The sequence below is a fragment of the Gemmatimonas sp. genome (assembly GCF_044376735.1).
In the GTDB taxonomy this organism is placed as follows: Bacteria; Gemmatimonadota; Gemmatimonadetes; order Gemmatimonadales; family Gemmatimonadaceae; genus Gemmatimonas.
On the sequence record NZ_JBILKJ010000026.1, the window covers coordinates 1 to 18,876 of the forward strand.

Sequence of the window (18,876 nt, forward strand, 5' to 3'; positions counted from 1 at the left end):
ATGATCGGCACCATCCGCACCTTCGACCCCGACATGCGCAAGGACATTCACGCGCGCGTGAAGCGTACCGTGGAAGACATCGCGACGTCCGGCGGTGCGACCGCACGCGTCACGCTGTCGATCGGCGGATTGATCACGCAGAACGATGCGTCGCTGCTGGAAAAGATGACGCCCACGCTGCAGCGCACTGCGGGCGACGGCGGCTTCAAGACCGTCAATCCGGTCACCGGCTCCGAAGACTTCCCTGCCTTCACCAAAGAAATCCCCGGACTCTTTTACTTCCTCGGCGTCGCCCCGAAGGGGATGGACCAGAAGTCGCAGGCGGCCAACCACTCGCCGCTGTTCTTCGCCGACGAAGCCGCGCTGCCCACCGGTGTGCGCGCGATGACAAACCTGGCGGTGGATTATCTCAAGAGCGGCGGCATCGCGACGGCCAAGCCGGCCATGAAGCAGTAGCCAGCGGTCCGTCGTCGAGGCGGAGCCGCTACGCCTCGACGAAGGTTTCCGCGTGGATCAGCCAGCCCATTTCGCTGCAACGCCACTCGGCGGTGTAGCTGCCCCCCTGCTCGTGCATGCCCGTTTTCAGGCGCCACCGACCAACCCAGCGTCCGCGCTCGGTGGCGCGCATCGGGTCGACCAGCGTGACCGAATCGATCGTGCGCACGTAGGTCACGAACGCCCGATCGGCAAACTGTTCGGCGAACGCCGCGCGTGAGGCGTCGCGGCCGGTGAGTGTGGGGCCACCAGCCACGCCGACCACGACATCCGGTGCCATGAACGACACCGTGCGGTCGGCGTCATGCGCCGCGATCGCCTGATTGGACTGCGCGCGGAGCGCGCGAATCTGCGCGCTCCCCATCGATGCTGCGTCGGTCACATCGTGGTGCGCTTTTTCGGCTTCACGTACTGATCGAGCCATGCGGCCATCTCAGCGAGCGCCTGTCCAACACTCTCACGGGCACGGTAGCCGTGTGATTCACCCGGCAGCTGCACGTAACGCGTGGTGGCGCCGTTGCCCTTGAGCGCCTGGTACATGCGCTCGCTCTGAATGGGATACGTGCCGGTGTTGTTATCGGCCATGCCATGCACCAGCAGGATCGGATCCTTGATCTTGTTGGCATACGTGAAGGGGGACATCGCACCGTACAGCTCGGGCGCATCCCAGTAGGTGCGCTCCTCGCCCTGGAAGCCGAACGGGGTGAGGGTGCGGTTGTACGCGCCACTTTCCGCCACACCGGCGCGGAACAGCCGCGTGTGCGCCAGCAGGTTGGCCGTCATGAACGCGCCATACGAGTGTCCGCCCACACCGATGCGATCGCGATCGGCCACACCCATCGCCACGATCGTGTCCACGGCTGCCTTCGCGCTGGCCGTGAGCTGCTCCACGTACGTGTCGTTGGGCTCCTTGCCGTCCACACCAACGATTGGCATGGTAGGATTGTCCATCACCCCGTAGCCCTGCGTCAGCATGAACAGGTGCGACGAGCCGCTCGGGCGCACGAATCGGTACGGCGAACCCACCACCTGCGACGCCGCTTCGCGCGAGCGGAACTCCAGCGGATACGCCCACAGGAAGAAGGGCAGCGGACCGTCCTTCGCCTTGTCGTAGCCGGCCGGCAGATAGATCGTGGCCGACAGCTTCACCCCATCGGGACGCGTGTACGTGATCAGCTGGCTCGTGACACCGGCAAACACCGGGGCCGGGTCGGTAAACTGCGTGAGGGCACGCGGGGCGATCTTGCGCACGAAATCGCGCACGAAGTAGTTGGGCGCGTCGGCCTTCGATTCGCGACGGGTGAGGGCCACCGTGCCATTCACATCGAGCATGCCGATGGGCTGCTCGTAGTACGGTGCCGCGCTCTGGAACAGCCGCGTCTTGCGGGCGGTGGCGAGGTCGAAGCGATCCACGAACGGACGATCGCCTTCCGGTCCGGCGCCCAGCCCACTCAGGAATGCCACCTTGCCATCGGGCGTGGTCAGCAGCACCGATTGGCCGCGTGCATCGCGCGCGGTGAGGAAGTCGCCGGGATCGGCGTAGCGATCCTCGCTCGAACGTTCCCACAGTAGCCGCGGCGCCTTGGTACCCGACGGATCGATGAGCCACGCGCGCGTCTTGCGCGTCTTGCCTTCGTTCTCGCGCGCGATGGCGAGCCCCGCCGAACCCCACGTGATCGCGCCGGCGCGCCAGCTCGTTTCCAGCAGCATCTTCGGGGTACCCGTGAACGGCGCCTCGAGCAACGTGATGCGGTCACGCTTGTCCGCCTTCGAATCGCTATCTCCACCGTCGAGGGCTTCCACCCACGCCAGCGTGGACGCGACATCGCGACGCCACTGCACATTGCGAATGCCGGCCAGTGCGCCGTTGCCACCCCACGGCACGCGCTCGATGAGCGGACGGCTCACGATCGACTTCACCACCACGCCATCCATCGACCACACTTCGGTGCGCGTCGGGAAGTAGTTCAGCGGCACCGTGTACGAGAACGGACGTGACAACGTGCTCACCAGCAGGTAGCGGCCGTCTGGCGAGGCGCTCACATCGGTGCGCATGTCGGGCGCGCCAAGCGTCTTCACTGTACCGTCGAGGGACACGAGACCGAGCTGGCTCGTGCCGTAGTGCGCGAAAATCGCTTCGTCGAACGGACTCTTGAGCAGATCCTGATAGGTGGCGGCGCGGTCGCTGCGACCGGTCAGCGCTTCCTGCACGATCGGTCCTTCCGGCGTCGTCGTCATGGCTGGCGCCGTACCGCGCGTGGCCGGCACGAACGTGCAGGCGAGCGACGCGTTCGACACCCACGAGCAGGGATTGCCCAGAATCGCCGTGAGGCGCTGCGACGTCAGCGGCTTCGCCTGCGCCGTGGCAACGTCGGCCATCCACAACGTGATCGCGTCATCGCTCGTGACCGTGAAGGCGATCTTCTGACCGTCGGCCGACCACGACACGTTTTCGATACTGGCGCCGGCGGGAATCGCAGCGGCGATCTTGCGCGCCGCGCCGCCACTCACCGGCTGCAGCGACAGGCCGGTGTAGCTCTGACCGCGGGTGGGTCCGCTGGTTTTCGGATCGAAGCGCAATCCGGCCAGGCGATACTCGAACGCCGCGACTTCACTGATCGGTGGCAACGCCGGGCGTTCCAGCAGCAGCAACTGCTGACGATCAGGACTCAGCTGTACCAGCGGCGTAGCCGGCTGGTCGAGAATCTGCGCGATCGGCTGGGGCGGCTGCCGGTACTGCGCCTGCGCTGCGGATGGCACGAACACCGGTGCCAGCGCTACGAGAACCGCAATGCAACGCGGTGAGCGAGAAAGGAGAGTCACACGTGTCCCGATGTTCGAAGTGGAAATCCGACCTGCATGAGCCGACCTGCATGAGCCAACCACGTTACCGCAGCGTCATGACCAACCCGTTGTGCGCCTTGATCACACCGGCGCGCCGGATGTCGAAGCCATTTTCGTGGCAGTACAACCCCATCTGTCGCACGTCCATCAATTCGCGATAGCCGTGGTTCATCCAGTCGGCCATCACGTTATAGAACACCCGCGACTTGAACTGATTGCGCGGCGTGGTCATCACCACGGTACCACCCGGCTTGAGGAATCGCCGGTGCATCTCCAGACACTCCGCCTTGTGTGCGTCGGGAAAATGCTCCAGCAGCCCGATCGACACCACCACGTCGAATTCCTTCCCGTATTTCAGGTCGCGAATGTCAGCGACCTCGAAGTGAATGGGCATCTCGTCGCGGTACCACACGCGCTGGTGCCCCGTGGTGGGATCGACGCCCAGGAACGGATAGTCGAGCGGAAACTGGCCGAAGCGGTCGGTGGCGCAGAAGGCGTCGTAATCCACCAGCACGATCTCGCCGCCCGGATACATCGCGGCCAGCTGCATCGCCTCATAGCCGTCCGCCGCCCCCAGAAACAGGATGCGCGGCTTCTTCACGTCGAGCCCGGCGAACAGCGCGCGTTTGCCGCGGGGATCCCACACCGCGTCCTCCACCCGCATGATCTTGTTCCACACCGCCAGATACGCGAGGTCCTGCAGGGCCTCCTTGGCCTCATGCAGATCCAGCCGCGACAGCGCGTCGCCGAACTGCGCCTTGGCCTGGTTCTGCGCCTCGGGCACATCGGTCAGGAAGAACTGATGGAACGCGGTGTTGAACAGGCGCCAGCCCTCGATAATGGGCAGCGGCTGGTGATGGTCCTGTTCGTAGCGCCGCCGCGCACTCGACCACTTTTCGGTGCGATACGGCCGGCCCACATCACGCCACGTGAGCGTGGACCAGTCCATCGCACTCACGTCCTCGAACAGGTCGGGGGCCTGATCGCGCAGGTCGATGCGGTACTGCCCGGTAAGCTCGTGGTGACCGATGTCGTGGCGTACGCCACGCGGCCGGCCCCACGGGCGACGGGACTGGGAAGGAAAGGCGCGCGGACTGGCCGCGGCGGTTTCGGGGGCGAGCAACGTAGCCATTCGAGACCCGGCATGAGATTACCGACTCATGGAGTCTGGGTTCTCGGCGGGCCGGGCGCCAGTGCAGGCGCCCCCGTTTGGCGCCCCGGAGGGCTACCGGCGCTGTGTGCCGGTCGTGTCGGTGAGCGCCTTCATGAACGACACCAGAGCGCGCTGCTCGGGCGCGGTGAGGCGCAGAGGGTCCGGAGGCAGCGTCTGGTTGTCGAGCACGATACCGATGCCGGCCCCGCCGCCGCGGTTGTAGAAATCCACGACGGCTTCGAGCGTGCGGTACACCCCATTGTGCATGTACGGGGCCGTGAGGGCCACGTTGCGCAGCGAGGGTGTCTTGAACGCGTATCGGTGCGGCGCGGCCCGCGTGAGCCGAAAGCGACCAACATCCGGGTCGATCGTGGCCCGGGCGGTGACCGCCCGCGACGGCGTGCCCAGCACTTCCACCTCGGCCTTCCGATAATTGGGCGGCACCGTGCCGTTGGTGAGGGGGATGAAGTGACAGGTGGCGCACTTCCCCTTGCCCACGAACACATTGAAGCCCTGGCGCTCCTCGTCGGACAGAGCGGCCAGGTCGCCACGCAGCGCCCGGTCCACCGGCGAGTTCAGCCGCGTCAGACTGCGCTGATAGGCCGCCAGCACGGTCCGGATTTGCGCCGCGGTGACCAAAGAGTCCGTACGCGCCGGCAACTGCGCAAAGGCGGCGCGAAACCGGGCTACGAGCGCGGTGTCGGTTGCGAGGCGAGCGGCAATGCCGGCAAGACTGCCATGCATTTCGTCCACGTTCTCGACCACATCGGTAACCTGGTCTTCGAGATACGCGGTGCGGAGGTCAGCGAAGGAGCCCAGCTGGAGGCCACTGTTGATCACCGTGGGCGTATTCCGCGCTAACGGGGCGCCTCCTCTGGCCTGATTGACGGTGAGGCCATCGGTGAACGCCTTCGTGGACACGTGACAGCTGCTGCACGCGCGCTTGCCGTCGCCAGAGAGCTGGGTATCGTGAAAGAGCCGCTCTCCAAGCGCGACCTGCGCGGGCGTGCCCGGCCTCGCATCGATCGGCGCGAAGCCCATGACGTCAAAGGCTGCGCTGTCGAATACCGTGGCTGCATCCATGCGAAACGACCGACGTTCGGCCGGCACGGCAATCCCCATCGCCAGCCGCAGCTCCTGCATGGCGTGACCGAGTGGGATGAGCCGCTGCGACAGGAAGGTGAGGTGATCGAACGTCTCACGATCGCTCGTCGCCGTCACCATCGCGCGGGCATCGGCAACCAGCGAATCCACTCGCAACCATCCGCTGTCGGCCGTGTGGTACGGGGCCAGCGTCCGCACAATGCTCTCGAGAGCGACGCCGGCTTCAGCCAGTGAATGCCCTGCCACCGGGGAATCGAAGCCGGGGAGACCGAGGGTCGCGATGCGGGCAAGCTCCAGTTTCACCGCGTCCCACACGTGCGCGTCGGACGCGTGCTGCGCACCCATCATCGTCTGCGCCCGTTTAGCGAGCGGACGAAGTGTGGACGTCTCCCGGGTAATCGCCTCCCACTCGCTGACCGGCTCGTCGCCGTACAGCGCCTCTTCGATCACCTGAAATCCCGTCGGTGGAAAGACCGCCTCGGGCCCTTCTTCGTCGTCCACCTCCGGCAGCGCCGGTCCGTTCATCTCCTTGGCGGTCGTCGGCGTGTAGTACTCCAGCGCCAACTCCGCGAGCTTGAATGCGCGACGGGCATCGACGAACGCCGTCCGCACACGTGGCACATCGGCGTTGGTACGCATCGCCGCGGCGGCCGAGTCCAGCTGCGCAATGCGAAGGGCCAGCGTGTCGACGTGCGCACGCCACACCACGATCGTCTGCATGGCTCGCGGGTCGACACCAGCCGTGGTTGTGTCAGGCGTCGGAACGGCGTCCGTGTCGGTACCACCACAGGCGCCCATCGCTGCCGAACTGGCCAGCATGAGGAGAAACGATCGGGTCTTCATAAGCTGGGTGAATGAGCACCGGCCCGGAGCGCAGAGCCCCGGGCCGGCAGTTAATCGAGATCGCGTGAGGGAGTTAGCGCGGCAGGCCCTTCACCAACACCAGCATGCTGGCCTGATTCTCGGTCGGGCGAAGCGTACCACCATCCACGCCCTGGTACTTCGTGCCGCGCCACGAGTGCGGCTGCAGCGCGATCATGAACGTGTTTTCCTGACCGAGTTCAGAGGACACGTCAACCATGGCGCCGTACTCCCAACCGGCCTTGCCGGCCGGGCGGGCACCAACGGCGTTGTACAGCGCGGCGTCGGGGGCCGTGCGACGATGGTCCATCTCCATCACGGGCTTGAGCTCACGCGTGGCGATGTTGTACTGGTAGATGTAGGCATCGTGCGTTTCGTCGCCGTAGCCGTTGTCATCTTCCTGCAGGTACACGTAGTTCTGACCGACGTAGATGTTGTCGAGGTTCTGGAACAGGCGCGCCGGATTCGTGGCCGACTTGTCATCGCCGTCAGCGATGAGTTCGAGGGTGCCCACCAACGGGTTGCTGGCATCGAGGCGCAGGCGGTAGGCACGACCGTACTTGGTACGGTTGTAGTCCGCATTCACGCCGGTGTTGTTCTGGCCCGTCGCCACGAAGTAGATCTCGCGGTTGTTCGCGTCCGAACCCTTGCGGTAGTCCACGTCTTCCACGCGGGAAAAGCGAATCTGGTTCAGGGCGGCACCCGCCACGTTGATCTGGCGGCCCGTGAGCGTCTTCTGATTCGCAATCTGGCGGAACTGCACCGGGTACGTCTGGCCGATCACCATGTCCCGTTCGCGGCTGTTGTTGTCGGTGCGCGCGAGCACGTACAGGCTGCCGTTGTCGAGATCGCCGACAGTGCTCGAGAGGTACATCGCCACCTGCCCGCCTTCCGCGCCGGAATCATCGTCGCCGATGATGACGACCGTACGGTTCGGATAGGCGACCTTCGGCAGCGGCACGGCGTTTTCGGTGTTGAAGCGCCCAAAGGCCGCCAAGTACTTCGGCGTATTGGCGGGGCCCGACGGATCCACCGCGAGAATTTCCGACTCTTCGTTGCTCTCACCGGCGGTGATGAAGGCACTGAAGCCGTGTTCAGCAACGGTAGCCAACGTCGCCGAGCAAAGCCGATAGCGACCGGCGGTCGAGTTCACGACATAGTCACCAGAGATCGGCTTCAGATCCTTGTCGAAACGAACGCGCGAGACGGCGAAGTTGTCTTCATGATTCGCGAGCACCGTGAACGACCCATCGGTGTTCTTGATGAGGCCGGCGCCGTCGGCCGATCCGCCAAAACGGTAGTTCGGTGAGCCGGCGAGCACGTCATCGCTGCTGACCAAGCTGAATACTTCGACGCCCGACACCAGCGACTTGATCAAAGCCGGCGTGACCGACTGGTTCTTGAGCGTCACGGGGGTGACTGGCTTCACGTCGGTCGAGTTGTCGTCACTGCAAGCAGCGACGAACAGACCGCATGACGCGGCGAGCATACGTGTCGCGATATGGGAAGAAATGCGCATACGGCCGGCGACCTCTATTTATTGTGTGGTTAACGCGGTGCAAATGAGACGACCAGAAGGCTGATCATGTCGTACACAGCACATACCGCGTGGTCGGTCACGTCCACCACACGCAAGCGTCACGCCGACGTAACTGAATCGCCACGGATCCGCTCACGGCATGCAGTCCAGTGTATTCGGTCCGATATTTCCGGGTCGTGGAATCACACGCGGTGATCCGTTCATTCCAATAGCATGGCCGTGACTGCTCTCACACGACGCCACGTCCTCGGGATGGCCGCGTCGCTCCTGCCGATCGTCGCCTGTGGTGCCAACCCGTCGATCGCGCAACCAGCCGAACCGGACGCCATCCCGGCCGACGCCGTGATGATCACCAATGATCGCGTGCTGATCAGCGTTGAACGCATCCCGGCGCTCCGTGCCGATGACGGCGCGGTCGTCCTGCTGGCGGCACGCCTCATCGTCGTCCGCACGGGAGCGGCATCATTTCGCGCGCTCTCGGCCGAATGCCCGCATGCCGGGTGCGGTGTGTCGGTCGTCGACCGCCCACGATTGCTGTGCCCGTGTCACGGCTCCGAGTTCGACTTCGAGGGGAACCGTCTCGGAGGGCCGGCCCCGACGGGACTTCAGCGGCTCCGTGCTGACTTCGACCAATCGTCGCGCGTGCTGCAGGTGTATCGCAGCGTGGCCCCTCAGCTCAGTCCGAACTCTTCGCGCGCCTGACGCGCCGCACGGCTCTGCACGTCGCCGGCACCGAGTGCGATACCACTGGGGTCGCCGGCCTTGACCAGCGCCATCGCGTCTTCGCGACGCGCCAGCAACGTCCAGAATTCTCCGGCATCAGGATCCGCCCCCTCATCGGCCGGCAGCAGCGCATACATCGCCTTGTACATCATCGAAAAGGCGAAGAAGAGCGCGAGCATGTCGGGGAGCACCAGCACCAATCGCGTGATCGCATTCACATTCGCAACCTGATCATTGAACGACGGCGTGTTGAACGGGGCCACGACCATGCGGACGTTGATCACGTAGTTCACTGCGCCGGCGGCCAGGTTGGACACGCCAATCAGCACGCCGGCGCGCTTCATCGCCGCAAGCACCGTCGGCTCGTCGAGCAGCCGGTCCATCTGCCGCTCGCGCTCCGGTGTATCCGGCCCGAGTCCCTGCAGCGCAATCGAACGCGTCACCGGCGCCCCCAGCAGCGCGGTCACGCCGAACACCACGAACGCGAGCAGGTAGCTGGCGCTGTCCTTGAAGGCGAACAGCGCGCCATCCACGTACCAGAACGCGAGCGCCCCGCGCATCACCGCCGACAGACCGCCATAGGTGGTGATGAAGTTGAACCGGCGGGTGATCACGAACAGGTCGAGCATCACCCACACCACCGGCACCAGCGCCGCCAGCAGGTACGCGTTGAGCGTCCCGAGCGAGGCGGTTCCGTACTTCAGGATCACCACCGGTGCCGCGGCACCGATCAGAATGTCCAGGGTGAGTTTGAGCGTCTTCGACATGGACACGGAATCTCACCGGGGGCGGGGGTAGATGGTACCCGCCGCCGAGGCCGCTGAACGGCCAACAGCTCAGGAGGCAGGGGGGCGCGTATCAGGGAGGAGGAAGCGGCCACGGCACGCGGTGTCCCTGCCTCCTCCTGCCTGATACCCTCCTCCCTGCCTCCTAAGCCGTTGGGAGTAAAGCCGTTGGCAGTAAAGCCGTTGGCAGTTACCGATCTACCGCCTCGCCGCCGACCCCAACCCGAGCGCCGTATTCAGCCACCGCACGAAGGGCGTCATCGCCTTGAAGTGCGTGGCCAGTGTCTTCGGCAGCGTAGCGCTCGTCACATCCTCAGGCGTCAGCTCGGCAAACGCGGTGAATGACTGATACCGCAACCACGCTTCCGCCGGATGATCGGCGGCAAAGCCACGAGGCAGCCGGGTGAGCATGCCATCCGTATCCAGATCGCCGAAACGGCGGCGGAAGGCGCGCCCCTTCACGATCTCCTCGAACCCGTCCAGATCATCCGTGAGCGCCTGACGGATCTTGTTCACCGCCGAACGCGGCGGCATCCAGATGCCGCCACCACAGAACGATTTGCCCGGCTCGATGTGGAAGTAGAAGCCCGCACCGCCGTGCGCGGCTTCGGTGCCCACGCCACGTCCTGCATCCCGGTGAAAGAACCAGCAGGCCGCATGCGTTTTGTAGGGTGCCTTGTTCTTCGAAAAGCGCACATCACGATGAATGCGGAACACCGACTTCTTCGGCGACCCCACGATCTCCGGTGCGAACGAGGCGAGGTGCACATCCACCTCTTCCACCAGCGACGCCAGCGGCTGCTTGATCTCACGTTCGAATTCCGCGCGGTGCGCCTCGAACCATTCCTTGCGGTTGTGCTTCGCGATGCCCCGCAGGAACGTGAACGCTTTCGGCGTGAATGGTGTGACGTGATCCCCAGTCGGCTCGTTCATGACATCCCCGAAGACATCGTCGTCGCCATGGCATCGATGGACGACGACATGGAGGGAAACAGGAAGCGCAGAAACAACCCCGAGCGCTCACCCCACGCCCGCTCATCATGGAGCGCCCCATCCGCTTCCATGTACAGCAGGTCGTGTCCGGGTTGCCACCCTTTTCGCAACAGCATCCGATACAGCAACCGCGTCCCCTTCAGCATGCGCTTCTCGGCGGTGCCCACGTCGAGCCAGATCTTGAGCGCGGGACGCATTCCGTTGTTCGCCACCAGCTGCCGCACGATCCAGCGATCGTCCCACCACACGCTCGGCGACAGCAGGCCGATCTTGCCGAACACCGCCGAGTGCGTGAGTCCGAGATGCAACGTGAGCAGTCCACCCAGCGAACTGCCGGCCAGCCCCGTGTCCCAGGCGCTGCGGCGCGTGCGCCAATTCTGATCCACCCACGGCTTGAGCTCGTACACGAGCATTTGTCCGTAGCGATCGGCCAAGCCGCCCGCATCATGCGCGTTGTCGCGCGTGGGCGTGTACTCGTCGATTCGATCACGGCCGGCGTTGCCGATCGCGACGATGATCACCGGTTCGATCACCTGCGCATGCATGAGCGCGCGCGCCGTGGTGTCGATGCCCCACTGCACGCCGAACGGCGACATCGCGAGATCGTCGAACACGTTCTGCCCGTCGTGCAGATACAACACCGGGTACCGCCGGTCGCTGTTCAGCGCGTAGTCAGGCGGCAGGCAAACGATCACGTCGTGCGGGTGCGGCAGAAACCGCGACCGGATTTCGGTGAAGTGCAACAGCGAACCCACCACCCGGGGAACCGGTGGGGTGGGGTGCAATTCGTCGGAGAGCCCGGCATGGACCATGGACGCAACCTAAGCGGTGGGAGTGATGCGGGGCATGGCTTGCATATCGCCGTGCCGGCGCTACCCCCGAAGCGATTACACCAGATCCGTTACGGTGCCGTTGGCCACGAACGAATCGAGATTCGACAGCGCGCGCATGCCCATGTTGGTGCGCGTCTCGACGGTGGCGCTGCCCAGATGCGGCAGCAACACGACATTCTCGAGTTCCTTGAGCTCGGCGGTGACGCTGGGTTCGAATTCATACACGTCGAGACCGGCACCGGCGATCTTCCGTTCCTTCAGCACCGACGCGAGTGCGGCCTCGTCGACCACATCACCACGCGCGGTGTTCACGAGATAGGCGTGTTCCGGCATCAGCGCGAGCGTGCGCGCATTCATGAGGTGACGCGTTTCCGGCGTGGCCGGGCAATGCAACGACACGACATCCGCCCGCGCCAGCAACGTCTCCAGCGAGTCCACGCGCTCGGCGCCCACAGGCCCGGCCGTGGCCGGATCATCGATGCGCGGATCACGTGGTGCGTGATAGAGGATCTTCATGTCGAACGCCGCGGCCGCCTGACGCGCCACCGCCCGACCGATACGACCGTAGCCCACGATGCCCAGCGTCTTGCGACGCAGCGTGCGCCCCAGCATGAACGTCGGACGCAAGCCGCCCCACGCGCCAGTGCGCACATGCCGCTCGCCTTCTCCCAACCGACGCATCGTCATCAACATCAGCGCGATCGCGATGTCGGCCGTGTCCTCGGTGACCACGTCGGGCGTGTTGCTGATCGTGATGCCGGCCCGCTTCGCCGCCGCCACGTTGATGTGATTGACGCCCACACCCACGTTGCACAACATGCGCGCGCGAATGCCCGGCGTGTTGAAGATCTCCTCGCTCCACCGGTCGGTGACCGTGGTCATCACGATGTCCGCCTGCTGCAGCACTTGCTTCAGCTGATCCGGCGCCAACGCCACATCCGTCTTGTTGAACAAGGCGTCGTAGCGCGACGCGATCTCCGCTTCCACCGCGGCCGGCATCTTCCGCGTGACCACCACGCGGACCTGCTTCGTGTCTGTCGGCAACGCGCTCATGCCGACACGCGCCACTGCTGCAGCGCGGCACCGACGCCGCTGCCAAGCGTGATCGGAATGCCGGCATCACACAGCGCCATCTCCACCCCCGACAGCGCGCCCGACAGCGTCAGACTGTTGGTGTCGCCGAGGTGACCGATGCGGAATACCTTGCCGGCCACTTCGTTCAGCCCCGATCCCAACGAAATGTCGTACCGCGTGAACGCGATCTCGATCACCTGACGCGCGTCGTGCCCCTCGGGTACCATCACCGCCGTGAGTGAATTCGACGCGATCTCGGGCCGCTTCGCACACTGACGCAGCCCCCACGCATTCACCGCCGCCCGCACACCATGGGCCAGGAACCGGTGACGCTCGGCCACGGCGGCCATGCCTTCATCCAACAGCATCGTGAGGGCTTCGTCGAGGCCGAACAGCAGCGACAGCGCCGGCGTGCTCGGGAAAAACCCTTGCGCGTTGTTCGCGCGCATCGGACGCAGATCGAAGTACGCGCGCGGCATCGTACAGCCGTCGACGCGCGCCAGCGCCTTCTCGCTGAGGTAGAGAATGCCGAGCCCCGCCGGCAGCATGAACCCCTTCTGCGTGCCCGTGATGGCGCAGTCCACACCCCACGCATCGAACTGAAAATCGAGACTGGCGATCGAGCTCACGCCGTCCACGAACAGCAGCGCCGGATGCTTGGCGCGATCGATCGCGGCGCGCACCGCCGCCACATCGCTCGTCACCCCTGTCGCCGTTTCGTTGTGCACCAGCAGCACCCCCTGGATCTCGTGCGCCGTATCGGCCGCCAGCGCCGCTTCGATGCGCGCCGGATCGGCCACCTCACCCCACGGCTCCTCGAGCACGTCCACTTGATAGCCGAGTGCGCGCGCGGTCTGAATGAACAGATGGGAGAACTGTCCGAAGCGCACGGCGAGCAGCCGCGCGCCGGGATTCACCGTATTCACCAGCGCCGCTTCCCACATCGCGGTGCCCGTGGCCGGGAAGACGAACGGCTCGCCTTTCGTCTGATGCACGACCTGCGGCAGTCGCGAGAGGATCGATCGCGTCAGCGCGGGAAAGGCCGACGAGCGATGATCTTCCATCGCTCGGTGCATCGCGCGCTGCAGTCGGTCGGGAACCGGCGTGGGGCCCGGGATCTGGAGAAAGTGTCGTCCGGCCATCGATTACATCGGAGGGGGAAGCGTGGTCTCGACGGCTGGAGTCTCCAGCGCGTCATCGGACGCGTCGTCGTCATCGTCATCGTCGTCGGCGGTCTCGTCCGGCGCGTCGTCGGGCGTCTGGTCCGTCGTCTCATCGGCCGGCTCGTTCGCCTGATCGGGATCGAGCACGCGCAGCAGCCGCCGGCACAACCGCGCCAAGCGGGCGCGCTGCTCACCGCTCAACTCGGCCATGATCGCCACGATCGCGTCGCTCCGCGCCGGGGCCGTGAGCGCCAGCACGTCGCGCCCGTCGTCGGTGAGATACACCGAGATGAACCGTCGATCGGTGGCGTGGCGCTCGCGGCGCACCCACCCGCGCGTTTCGAGCGCGTCGATGATCGCCGTCATCTGCGCCTTGCTACGCCCCAGCGCCTCGGCCAGCTCCTGCTGATGTACCGGGCCGCGCGACTGCAGCGTTTCCAGCACGCCGAACTGCGACGCCGAGAGCCCGAACGGATGCACCGCCTGCTCGACCTGTGCGGACGCCATCGTGGCGGCTCGCTGCAGCATCGAATAGGCATCCAGGGCGCGACGGCGTTTCTTCTCTCCCTTACTCATGCGGACGTTGGTGGTCGGAGGACAGGGACGGCGGTGCAGCGGAACAGCGCACTACGTGCGGGTGATGCCCGCGTGGCGCATCGCCATGCGCTCGGCGAGCACCGTCGCGACCGCCATGATCGTCTCCTGTGGATTCACACCGAGCGACGTGGGCAGCAGCGACCCGTCCGAAATGTACAGCCCACGCACGCCGTGCCGCTCCCCTTCCGGCGTGGCCCCCGACGTGGACGGATCGGTGCCCATGCGACACGTGCCATTCACGTGGGCCGAGAAGAGCCCAATGCGATTCGGACCGACCGACCCGTCCTCGAGCCGTGCCACGTCGGCCACCGAACGGACCACGATCGGCGTGGAATGCATGGTGCCCACCTCACGGGCGCCGGCCGCGAAGTGCAGCTGCGCCGTGGCTGACAACGACGCACGTACCCGGCGTTGATCCTCTGGCGTCAGCGCGTACGTGATCGACGTTTCGCCGCGACGGTTCACCTGGATACGACCACTCGACCGCGACCGCTCGGCCCCGTCGCGGGTGAGACCGATCAGCACGCCGAGCTGGTTGAACGACGACATGAGGGCGGCGTGCGACTGACCGAACCCGGGCATGGCCGCCGCCGTGAACGACGGGTGCATCGGCGGTGTTTCGATCCAGAACCCGAAGTCGGTGCCGCGCCATCGCAGATGTTCGTCGCACATCGTGGTAAGCGGAATGCCGGTGCTGGTCACGATGTCGCGATCATAGCGCCCCCAGACCGCCGTCGTGGGGTGCACGCGCAGCCAGTGTCCGACGCCACCGCCACCGAGTCCCGAACGTTGCAGCAGCGCCGGCGTGCCGATCGCGCCGCCGGCCACCACCACAATGGGCGCGTCGATGGTGAGCGTACGCGCCGGGCGCCCCGAGTGCGGATCGCGCACCGTGGCATGGACACGCTTCAACGGTGGTGTGCCCGACCCGGTATCCCGTTCGCGCACCTCGATCCGATCCACGTGCGTATCGGCGTGCAGCGTGGCACCGGCCGTGAGCGCGCGCGGCACGAACGTCACCAGCGTGGACTGCTTGGCATCGTGCCGGCAGCCCACCCCGCAGAAGCCGCAGCGCACGCAGTTGGTGGCGTTGATCTGCGCCGTGGACACCTTCCACCCTAGCGACCGCGCGCCGTCGAGCAGGATGCGGTTGTTAGCTGAATGCGCGTCCTCGGGGACCGCGCTGGCGTGCACCTCACGCTCCACGCGCTCGAACACGGGGCTCATCTCCCGCGGCGTCATGCCGTACACGCCGGATTCGGCGGCCCACTGATCGAGCACGAAGTCGGGAGTGCGCAACATGATCATCCAGTTCACCGTGGTCGATCCGCCCACGGTATTGCCCTGCACCAGCGCGACCGACGCATCGTCGGTGGTGCGGAGCCCGCCCTCGGCATAGAGCTTCTCGGTGAGCTCCGCCTCGCGTTCGTCGAAGTCGGCGCGCGTGCGATACGCCCCCGACTCCAGGACCACCACCTCGAAGCCAGCTTCGGCCAACCGGGCCGCCGTGACCGCGCCGCCGGCGCCGGTGCCGATCACCACCACATCGGCAGTCCGATGCCGGTCGTCGCGCATGGCGACCGCCGGAATCACCCCGCGCGGCAGCGGGGGCGGTGCAATGTGCGTGGGCAACACCACCGGACCGCGCGCCACCGGCTCGTCGGGCCGACTGACCCCGGACAGCGGTCCTTCCCACGGCACCTGCGGCGACCGCAGGTGCAACGGGCCCGCGTAGCCGATCGCCTCGGCGACCTCCGGGCGCGCGTAGTGCACCGCCAGAATCAGGCGACGTACAGAGTGCGCGGCTGACCGGAGCGGGGCGAGCGGCGAGTCAAGCCAGCGGCCAAAGCACCGGCGCTGCTGCGCCACGCTCAGCGAGTCGAAGCGACGGGGCGTGACGATCGCCAGCGACACAGCGATCCGTCCCGCCAGCACATCGAGAGCGAGACCGAGCTGGGCACGACGATGCGGCGGCAACGCCTCCAGACGCGCATCGCATCGCTCCACGAGGTCGGCGCGCGACTCGGTGCCCGGGGGGGCGCCGTCGAGAACGCAAGGAATGAACGCGTCCAAGGCGGCGCGCTGCGCCGGTGACAGGTGCGGCAAGACGACGCGGGGTGGCGTCCGGAATTCGGAACTCACGGCGGGTGTGTCGGTCACGCGATCTACGGTACCGCATACGTCGTCCGCTCGCCAGCGAGGGCGGGGTGGTAACCGCCGTCACCCCAGAGTGGGAGTTACCCTGCGGCCGTTACAGGCCGCCGTCGAACAGTCGGCGCGTCTCGTCGTGCGTCAGCACCCAGATCGAGTAACCGCCGAACAGGGTGCCCCACGGCCAGCGGAACAACCGGAAGGCCGACACGACCAGAATGACATAGCGGGCCCACTGCTGATGATTGAGCAGCGCGAAGCCGGCCACGAGGCCGAACACGCTCATGGCGCCGATCACCACCGCGATCAGGGCGCTGGTGACCGTGCCGACGAGCAGCACGATGGGATTGAGCGTGGCCAGCGAACCGAAGATGCCGCCCAGCAGCACGCCAGCGGCGGCGAGCAAACCGATCGCGCTGTAGAGCAGGTTGACGAGGCCGACGACTTTGATGTGGGTGCGCACAGGGCAGCTCCGAAGTGAGGGGACGCCGTTCCGTACGACCCGTCCTCCGCGCAGGATTCAGCGCGCTCGCCACACGGCCTTGACCATCCGGCTGGCGCCGCCGCCCGCGATGCTGACCATCGCCACGCCGCCCAGGATCACCGTCATGGCGGCCGCGGCTTGCGCGGGGAGGCGCTCACCCGCCATCAGCACCCCCAGCAGCACGGCCACGGCGGGATTCACATAGGCGTACGTCCCGACCGCCGCCGGGCTGGCCACCTTCAACAGCCACATGTAGGTGCTGAATCCGATCAGCGACCCGAACACGATCAGATACAGCAACGAGGCGGCCGAGCGGAGGGAGACGTGCGGCGCCGCGGCCCATTCGCCGACGGACAGCGACAGCAGCAGGAGCAGGGAGCCGCCCACGAGCATCTGCATCGCAATCGCCAGCGCCGGTGACGCGGCCTGGCGGGCGGTGCGCGAGTAGAGCGAACCGACCGTCCACGACAACGATCCCAGCGCGAGTACGACGGCACCGAGGGGATCGACCGTGGCCCGCGCGGCGCCGGTGGGCATGACGAGCAGGGCGACACCGGCCAGGCCGATCAGCACCCCCACGACCTTGATGAAATCGGGGCGCTTCCCTTGCCAGAGCTCGCAGAGCACGAGCCACAGGGGCACCGTGGCCACGAGTACGGAGGTGAGCCCCGACGACACGCGCTGGCTGGCCCACGAGACGGCCCCGTTGCCGACAAAGAGCAAGAGCGTGCCGATGACCGCGGATGCCTTCCACTGACCAATCGTCGGCTTTTCAGCGCCACGAACACGGCACCATACGTACAGTATAGATCCTGCCGTGAGAAAACGAACCGCCCCCATAGCAAACGGCGGGATCGTCTCCACCCCCCAGTGGATCGCCAGATACGTCGATCCCCACACGATGTAGATCACCAGAAACCCGGCGATCAGCTGCCACCGGGTGGCAGTCGCCGTGGCACCGTGACCCAGCGCCGGGGAAATCGGACGGTTCGTGGAGGACATCGCGTCAGGTCGAACGCCGCAGGGCACGCAGGGCGGCATCGCCCGCCGCCACCCCACCAACGAGGAGATAGAGATAGAACGTGTAGAAGCGCCACCAGAGCAGCGACGCGGCAAAGATACCCGCGGGAATCGCCGAACTGAGCGTCGCGGCGAACGCCCCTTCGATAAACCCGCCACCACCGGGTGCCGGCACCACAACGCCGCCGTAAAAGAGCGCCAGTGGCCAGAGCACCAACGGGGCCAGCGCGTCCATCGTGAGCGGGAACGACGGGTCGCCCAGGAACACGAGGATGGGCAGCGTGGCCACCTTGAAGAGCACGTGCAGCACCGAGCCCCCGAAGGCCAACAGCATGAGGGCGGGATCGGCCCGACGCAGCGACTGCACCGAGGTGCGCAGCACCCGCAACGTGCGCTGCACCACCCGCCAGCGCCCAGCGTGCATCCCGATCCGTGTGGCCCAGAACGGCGGTGGCCCGTTGGCGTTCCGTTTCGACAGGATCAACCCCGCCGCTCCGACGCCCAGCACGAAGCCGCTGTAGCCGCCCACGAGACTGAGCAGCCCCGCCACCGACGCGCCGCGCCCGGCGAAGAGCACCGCCAGCACCCCGCACACCAGCACCAGCGACCACATCTCGAGAAACAACTCGAGGAAGAGAATGAGCACCCGCCCCGCCGGGCCGGTTCCACTCTCCGCCAGCACCAGAAAGCGCGACGGCTCCGCCCCTGACCGGGCGGGGGTAATGGCCGCCGCGAAGTCACCGGCCAGACACACCCGCACCGCGGTGCCGAAACGGAGCGGGATCCCACACGCCCGCGCCGACGCCTGGATCTTGAGTGCGCGGGTGATGATCTCGGCCGTGACCGTGGCCAGCGCCGCCGCATGCACCGGCCACGCCAGCCACGGCATGCCCGCCGCCGGCCAATGGGAGGCGACCACCCATGCCGACACCCCCAGCATGGCGGCGAACGACAGGGCGGTCAAAAGCCATCGCGCGGCAGACATCATGGAAGGATAGTGGACGTGGTATCGGAGTCCCACGTAGAGGTGCGCTTTCTCGCGGCGTGGGCCGCGCC

16 protein-coding genes and 1 pseudogene are annotated in these 18,876 nt (G+C 66.3%); 2 read left to right on the plus strand and 15 right to left on the minus strand.

The window, feature by feature from the left end; translation table 11 throughout:
* Positions 1 to 456, plus strand: a pseudogene (locus ACIRA7_RS06335) (amidohydrolase); the annotation flags it as partial.
* A 28-nt stretch (positions 457 to 484) separates the two neighbouring features.
* Here ACIRA7_RS06335 and ACIRA7_RS06340 read toward each other — a convergent pair.
* The 5 genes from ACIRA7_RS06340 to ACIRA7_RS06360 form a co-directional block, all read right to left on the minus strand.
* Positions 485 to 919 (minus strand): YybH family protein, encoded by a 435-nt coding sequence (locus tag ACIRA7_RS06340; RefSeq protein ID WP_396220000.1) that lies wholly within the window; start codon positions 917 to 919, stop codon positions 485 to 487.
* Positions 874 to 3,318 carry a prolyl oligopeptidase family serine peptidase gene (locus tag ACIRA7_RS06345; protein ID WP_396220001.1) on the minus strand — a complete coding sequence of 815 codons (2,445 nt, stop codon included), beginning with the start codon at positions 3,316 to 3,318 and terminating at the stop codon, positions 874 to 876. The genes ACIRA7_RS06340 and ACIRA7_RS06345 overlap by 46 nt, the downstream gene beginning before the upstream one ends.
* A 64-nt stretch (positions 3,319 to 3,382) precedes the next feature.
* Positions 3,383 to 4,471: a methyltransferase domain-containing protein gene (locus tag ACIRA7_RS06350; protein ID WP_396220002.1), complete on the minus strand. Its 1,089-nt coding sequence runs from the start codon at positions 4,469 to 4,471 to the stop codon at positions 3,383 to 3,385.
* A gap of 93 nt (positions 4,472 to 4,564) precedes the next feature.
* Positions 4,565 to 6,439 (minus strand): cytochrome-c peroxidase, encoded by a 1,875-nt coding sequence (locus ACIRA7_RS06355; RefSeq protein ID WP_396220003.1) that lies wholly within the window; start codon positions 6,437 to 6,439, stop codon positions 4,565 to 4,567.
* A 73-nt stretch (positions 6,440 to 6,512) separates the two neighbouring features.
* On the minus strand, positions 6,513 to 7,946 hold the full coding sequence (locus tag ACIRA7_RS06360; protein ID WP_396220005.1) for an alkaline phosphatase PhoX: 1,434 nt from the start codon (positions 7,944 to 7,946) through the stop codon (positions 6,513 to 6,515).
* A 270-nt stretch (positions 7,947 to 8,216) separates the two neighbouring features.
* Between ACIRA7_RS06360 and ACIRA7_RS06365 the strand changes: the two genes are divergently transcribed.
* Positions 8,217 to 8,699, plus strand: a complete 483-nt coding sequence (locus ACIRA7_RS06365) for a ubiquinol-cytochrome c reductase iron-sulfur subunit (RefSeq protein WP_396220006.1) — start codon at positions 8,217 to 8,219, stop codon at positions 8,697 to 8,699.
* Here the strand turns inward: ACIRA7_RS06365 and ACIRA7_RS06370 are convergent.
* From ACIRA7_RS06370 to ACIRA7_RS06415, 10 genes are all read right to left on the minus strand, one after another.
* Entirely contained in the window at positions 8,669 to 9,487 is an 819-nt protein-coding gene (locus tag ACIRA7_RS06370) for a VC0807 family protein (RefSeq protein ID WP_396220028.1), read from the minus strand. The genes ACIRA7_RS06365 and ACIRA7_RS06370 overlap by 31 nt on opposite strands.
* A gap of 216 nt (positions 9,488 to 9,703) precedes the next feature.
* Positions 9,704 to 10,438: a DUF2461 domain-containing protein gene (locus ACIRA7_RS06375; protein ID WP_396220007.1), complete on the minus strand. Its 735-nt coding sequence runs from the start codon at positions 10,436 to 10,438 to the stop codon at positions 9,704 to 9,706.
* Positions 10,435 to 11,310, minus strand: a complete 876-nt coding sequence (locus tag ACIRA7_RS06380; RefSeq protein WP_396220008.1) for an alpha/beta hydrolase — start codon at positions 11,308 to 11,310, stop codon at positions 10,435 to 10,437. The genes ACIRA7_RS06375 and ACIRA7_RS06380 overlap by 4 nt, the downstream gene beginning before the upstream one ends.
* Positions 11,311 to 11,385: 75 nt before the next feature.
* Positions 11,386 to 12,384, minus strand: coding sequence for a 2-hydroxyacid dehydrogenase (locus ACIRA7_RS06385; protein ID WP_396220009.1), 999 nt, complete (start codon positions 12,382 to 12,384; stop codon positions 11,386 to 11,388).
* On the minus strand, positions 12,381 to 13,547 hold the full coding sequence (locus tag ACIRA7_RS06390) for a pyridoxal-phosphate-dependent aminotransferase family protein (protein WP_396220011.1): 1,167 nt from the start codon (positions 13,545 to 13,547) through the stop codon (positions 12,381 to 12,383). Before ACIRA7_RS06390 ends, ACIRA7_RS06385 begins: the two co-directional genes overlap by 4 nt.
* 3 nt (positions 13,548 to 13,550) lie before the next feature.
* Positions 13,551 to 14,144, minus strand: coding sequence for a MarR family winged helix-turn-helix transcriptional regulator (locus tag ACIRA7_RS06395; protein WP_396220012.1), 594 nt, complete (start codon positions 14,142 to 14,144; stop codon positions 13,551 to 13,553).
* Between the two features lie 51 nt (positions 14,145 to 14,195).
* Positions 14,196 to 16,325: a GMC family oxidoreductase N-terminal domain-containing protein gene (locus ACIRA7_RS06400; RefSeq protein WP_396220013.1), complete on the minus strand. Its 2,130-nt coding sequence runs from the start codon at positions 16,323 to 16,325 to the stop codon at positions 14,196 to 14,198.
* Between the two features lie 91 nt (positions 16,326 to 16,416).
* On the minus strand, positions 16,417 to 16,779 hold the full coding sequence (locus ACIRA7_RS06405; RefSeq protein WP_396220014.1) for a hypothetical protein: 363 nt from the start codon (positions 16,777 to 16,779) through the stop codon (positions 16,417 to 16,419).
* 57 nt (positions 16,780 to 16,836) lie between these two features.
* Positions 16,837 to 17,802 (minus strand): drug/metabolite exporter YedA, encoded by a 966-nt coding sequence (gene yedA, locus ACIRA7_RS06410; RefSeq protein ID WP_396220015.1) that lies wholly within the window; start codon positions 17,800 to 17,802, stop codon positions 16,837 to 16,839.
* A gap of 4 nt (positions 17,803 to 17,806) precedes the next feature.
* On the minus strand, positions 17,807 to 18,808 hold the full coding sequence (locus ACIRA7_RS06415) for a YbhN family protein (protein WP_396220016.1): 1,002 nt from the start codon (positions 18,806 to 18,808) through the stop codon (positions 17,807 to 17,809).
* Positions 18,809 to 18,876: the final 68 nt, after the last annotated feature.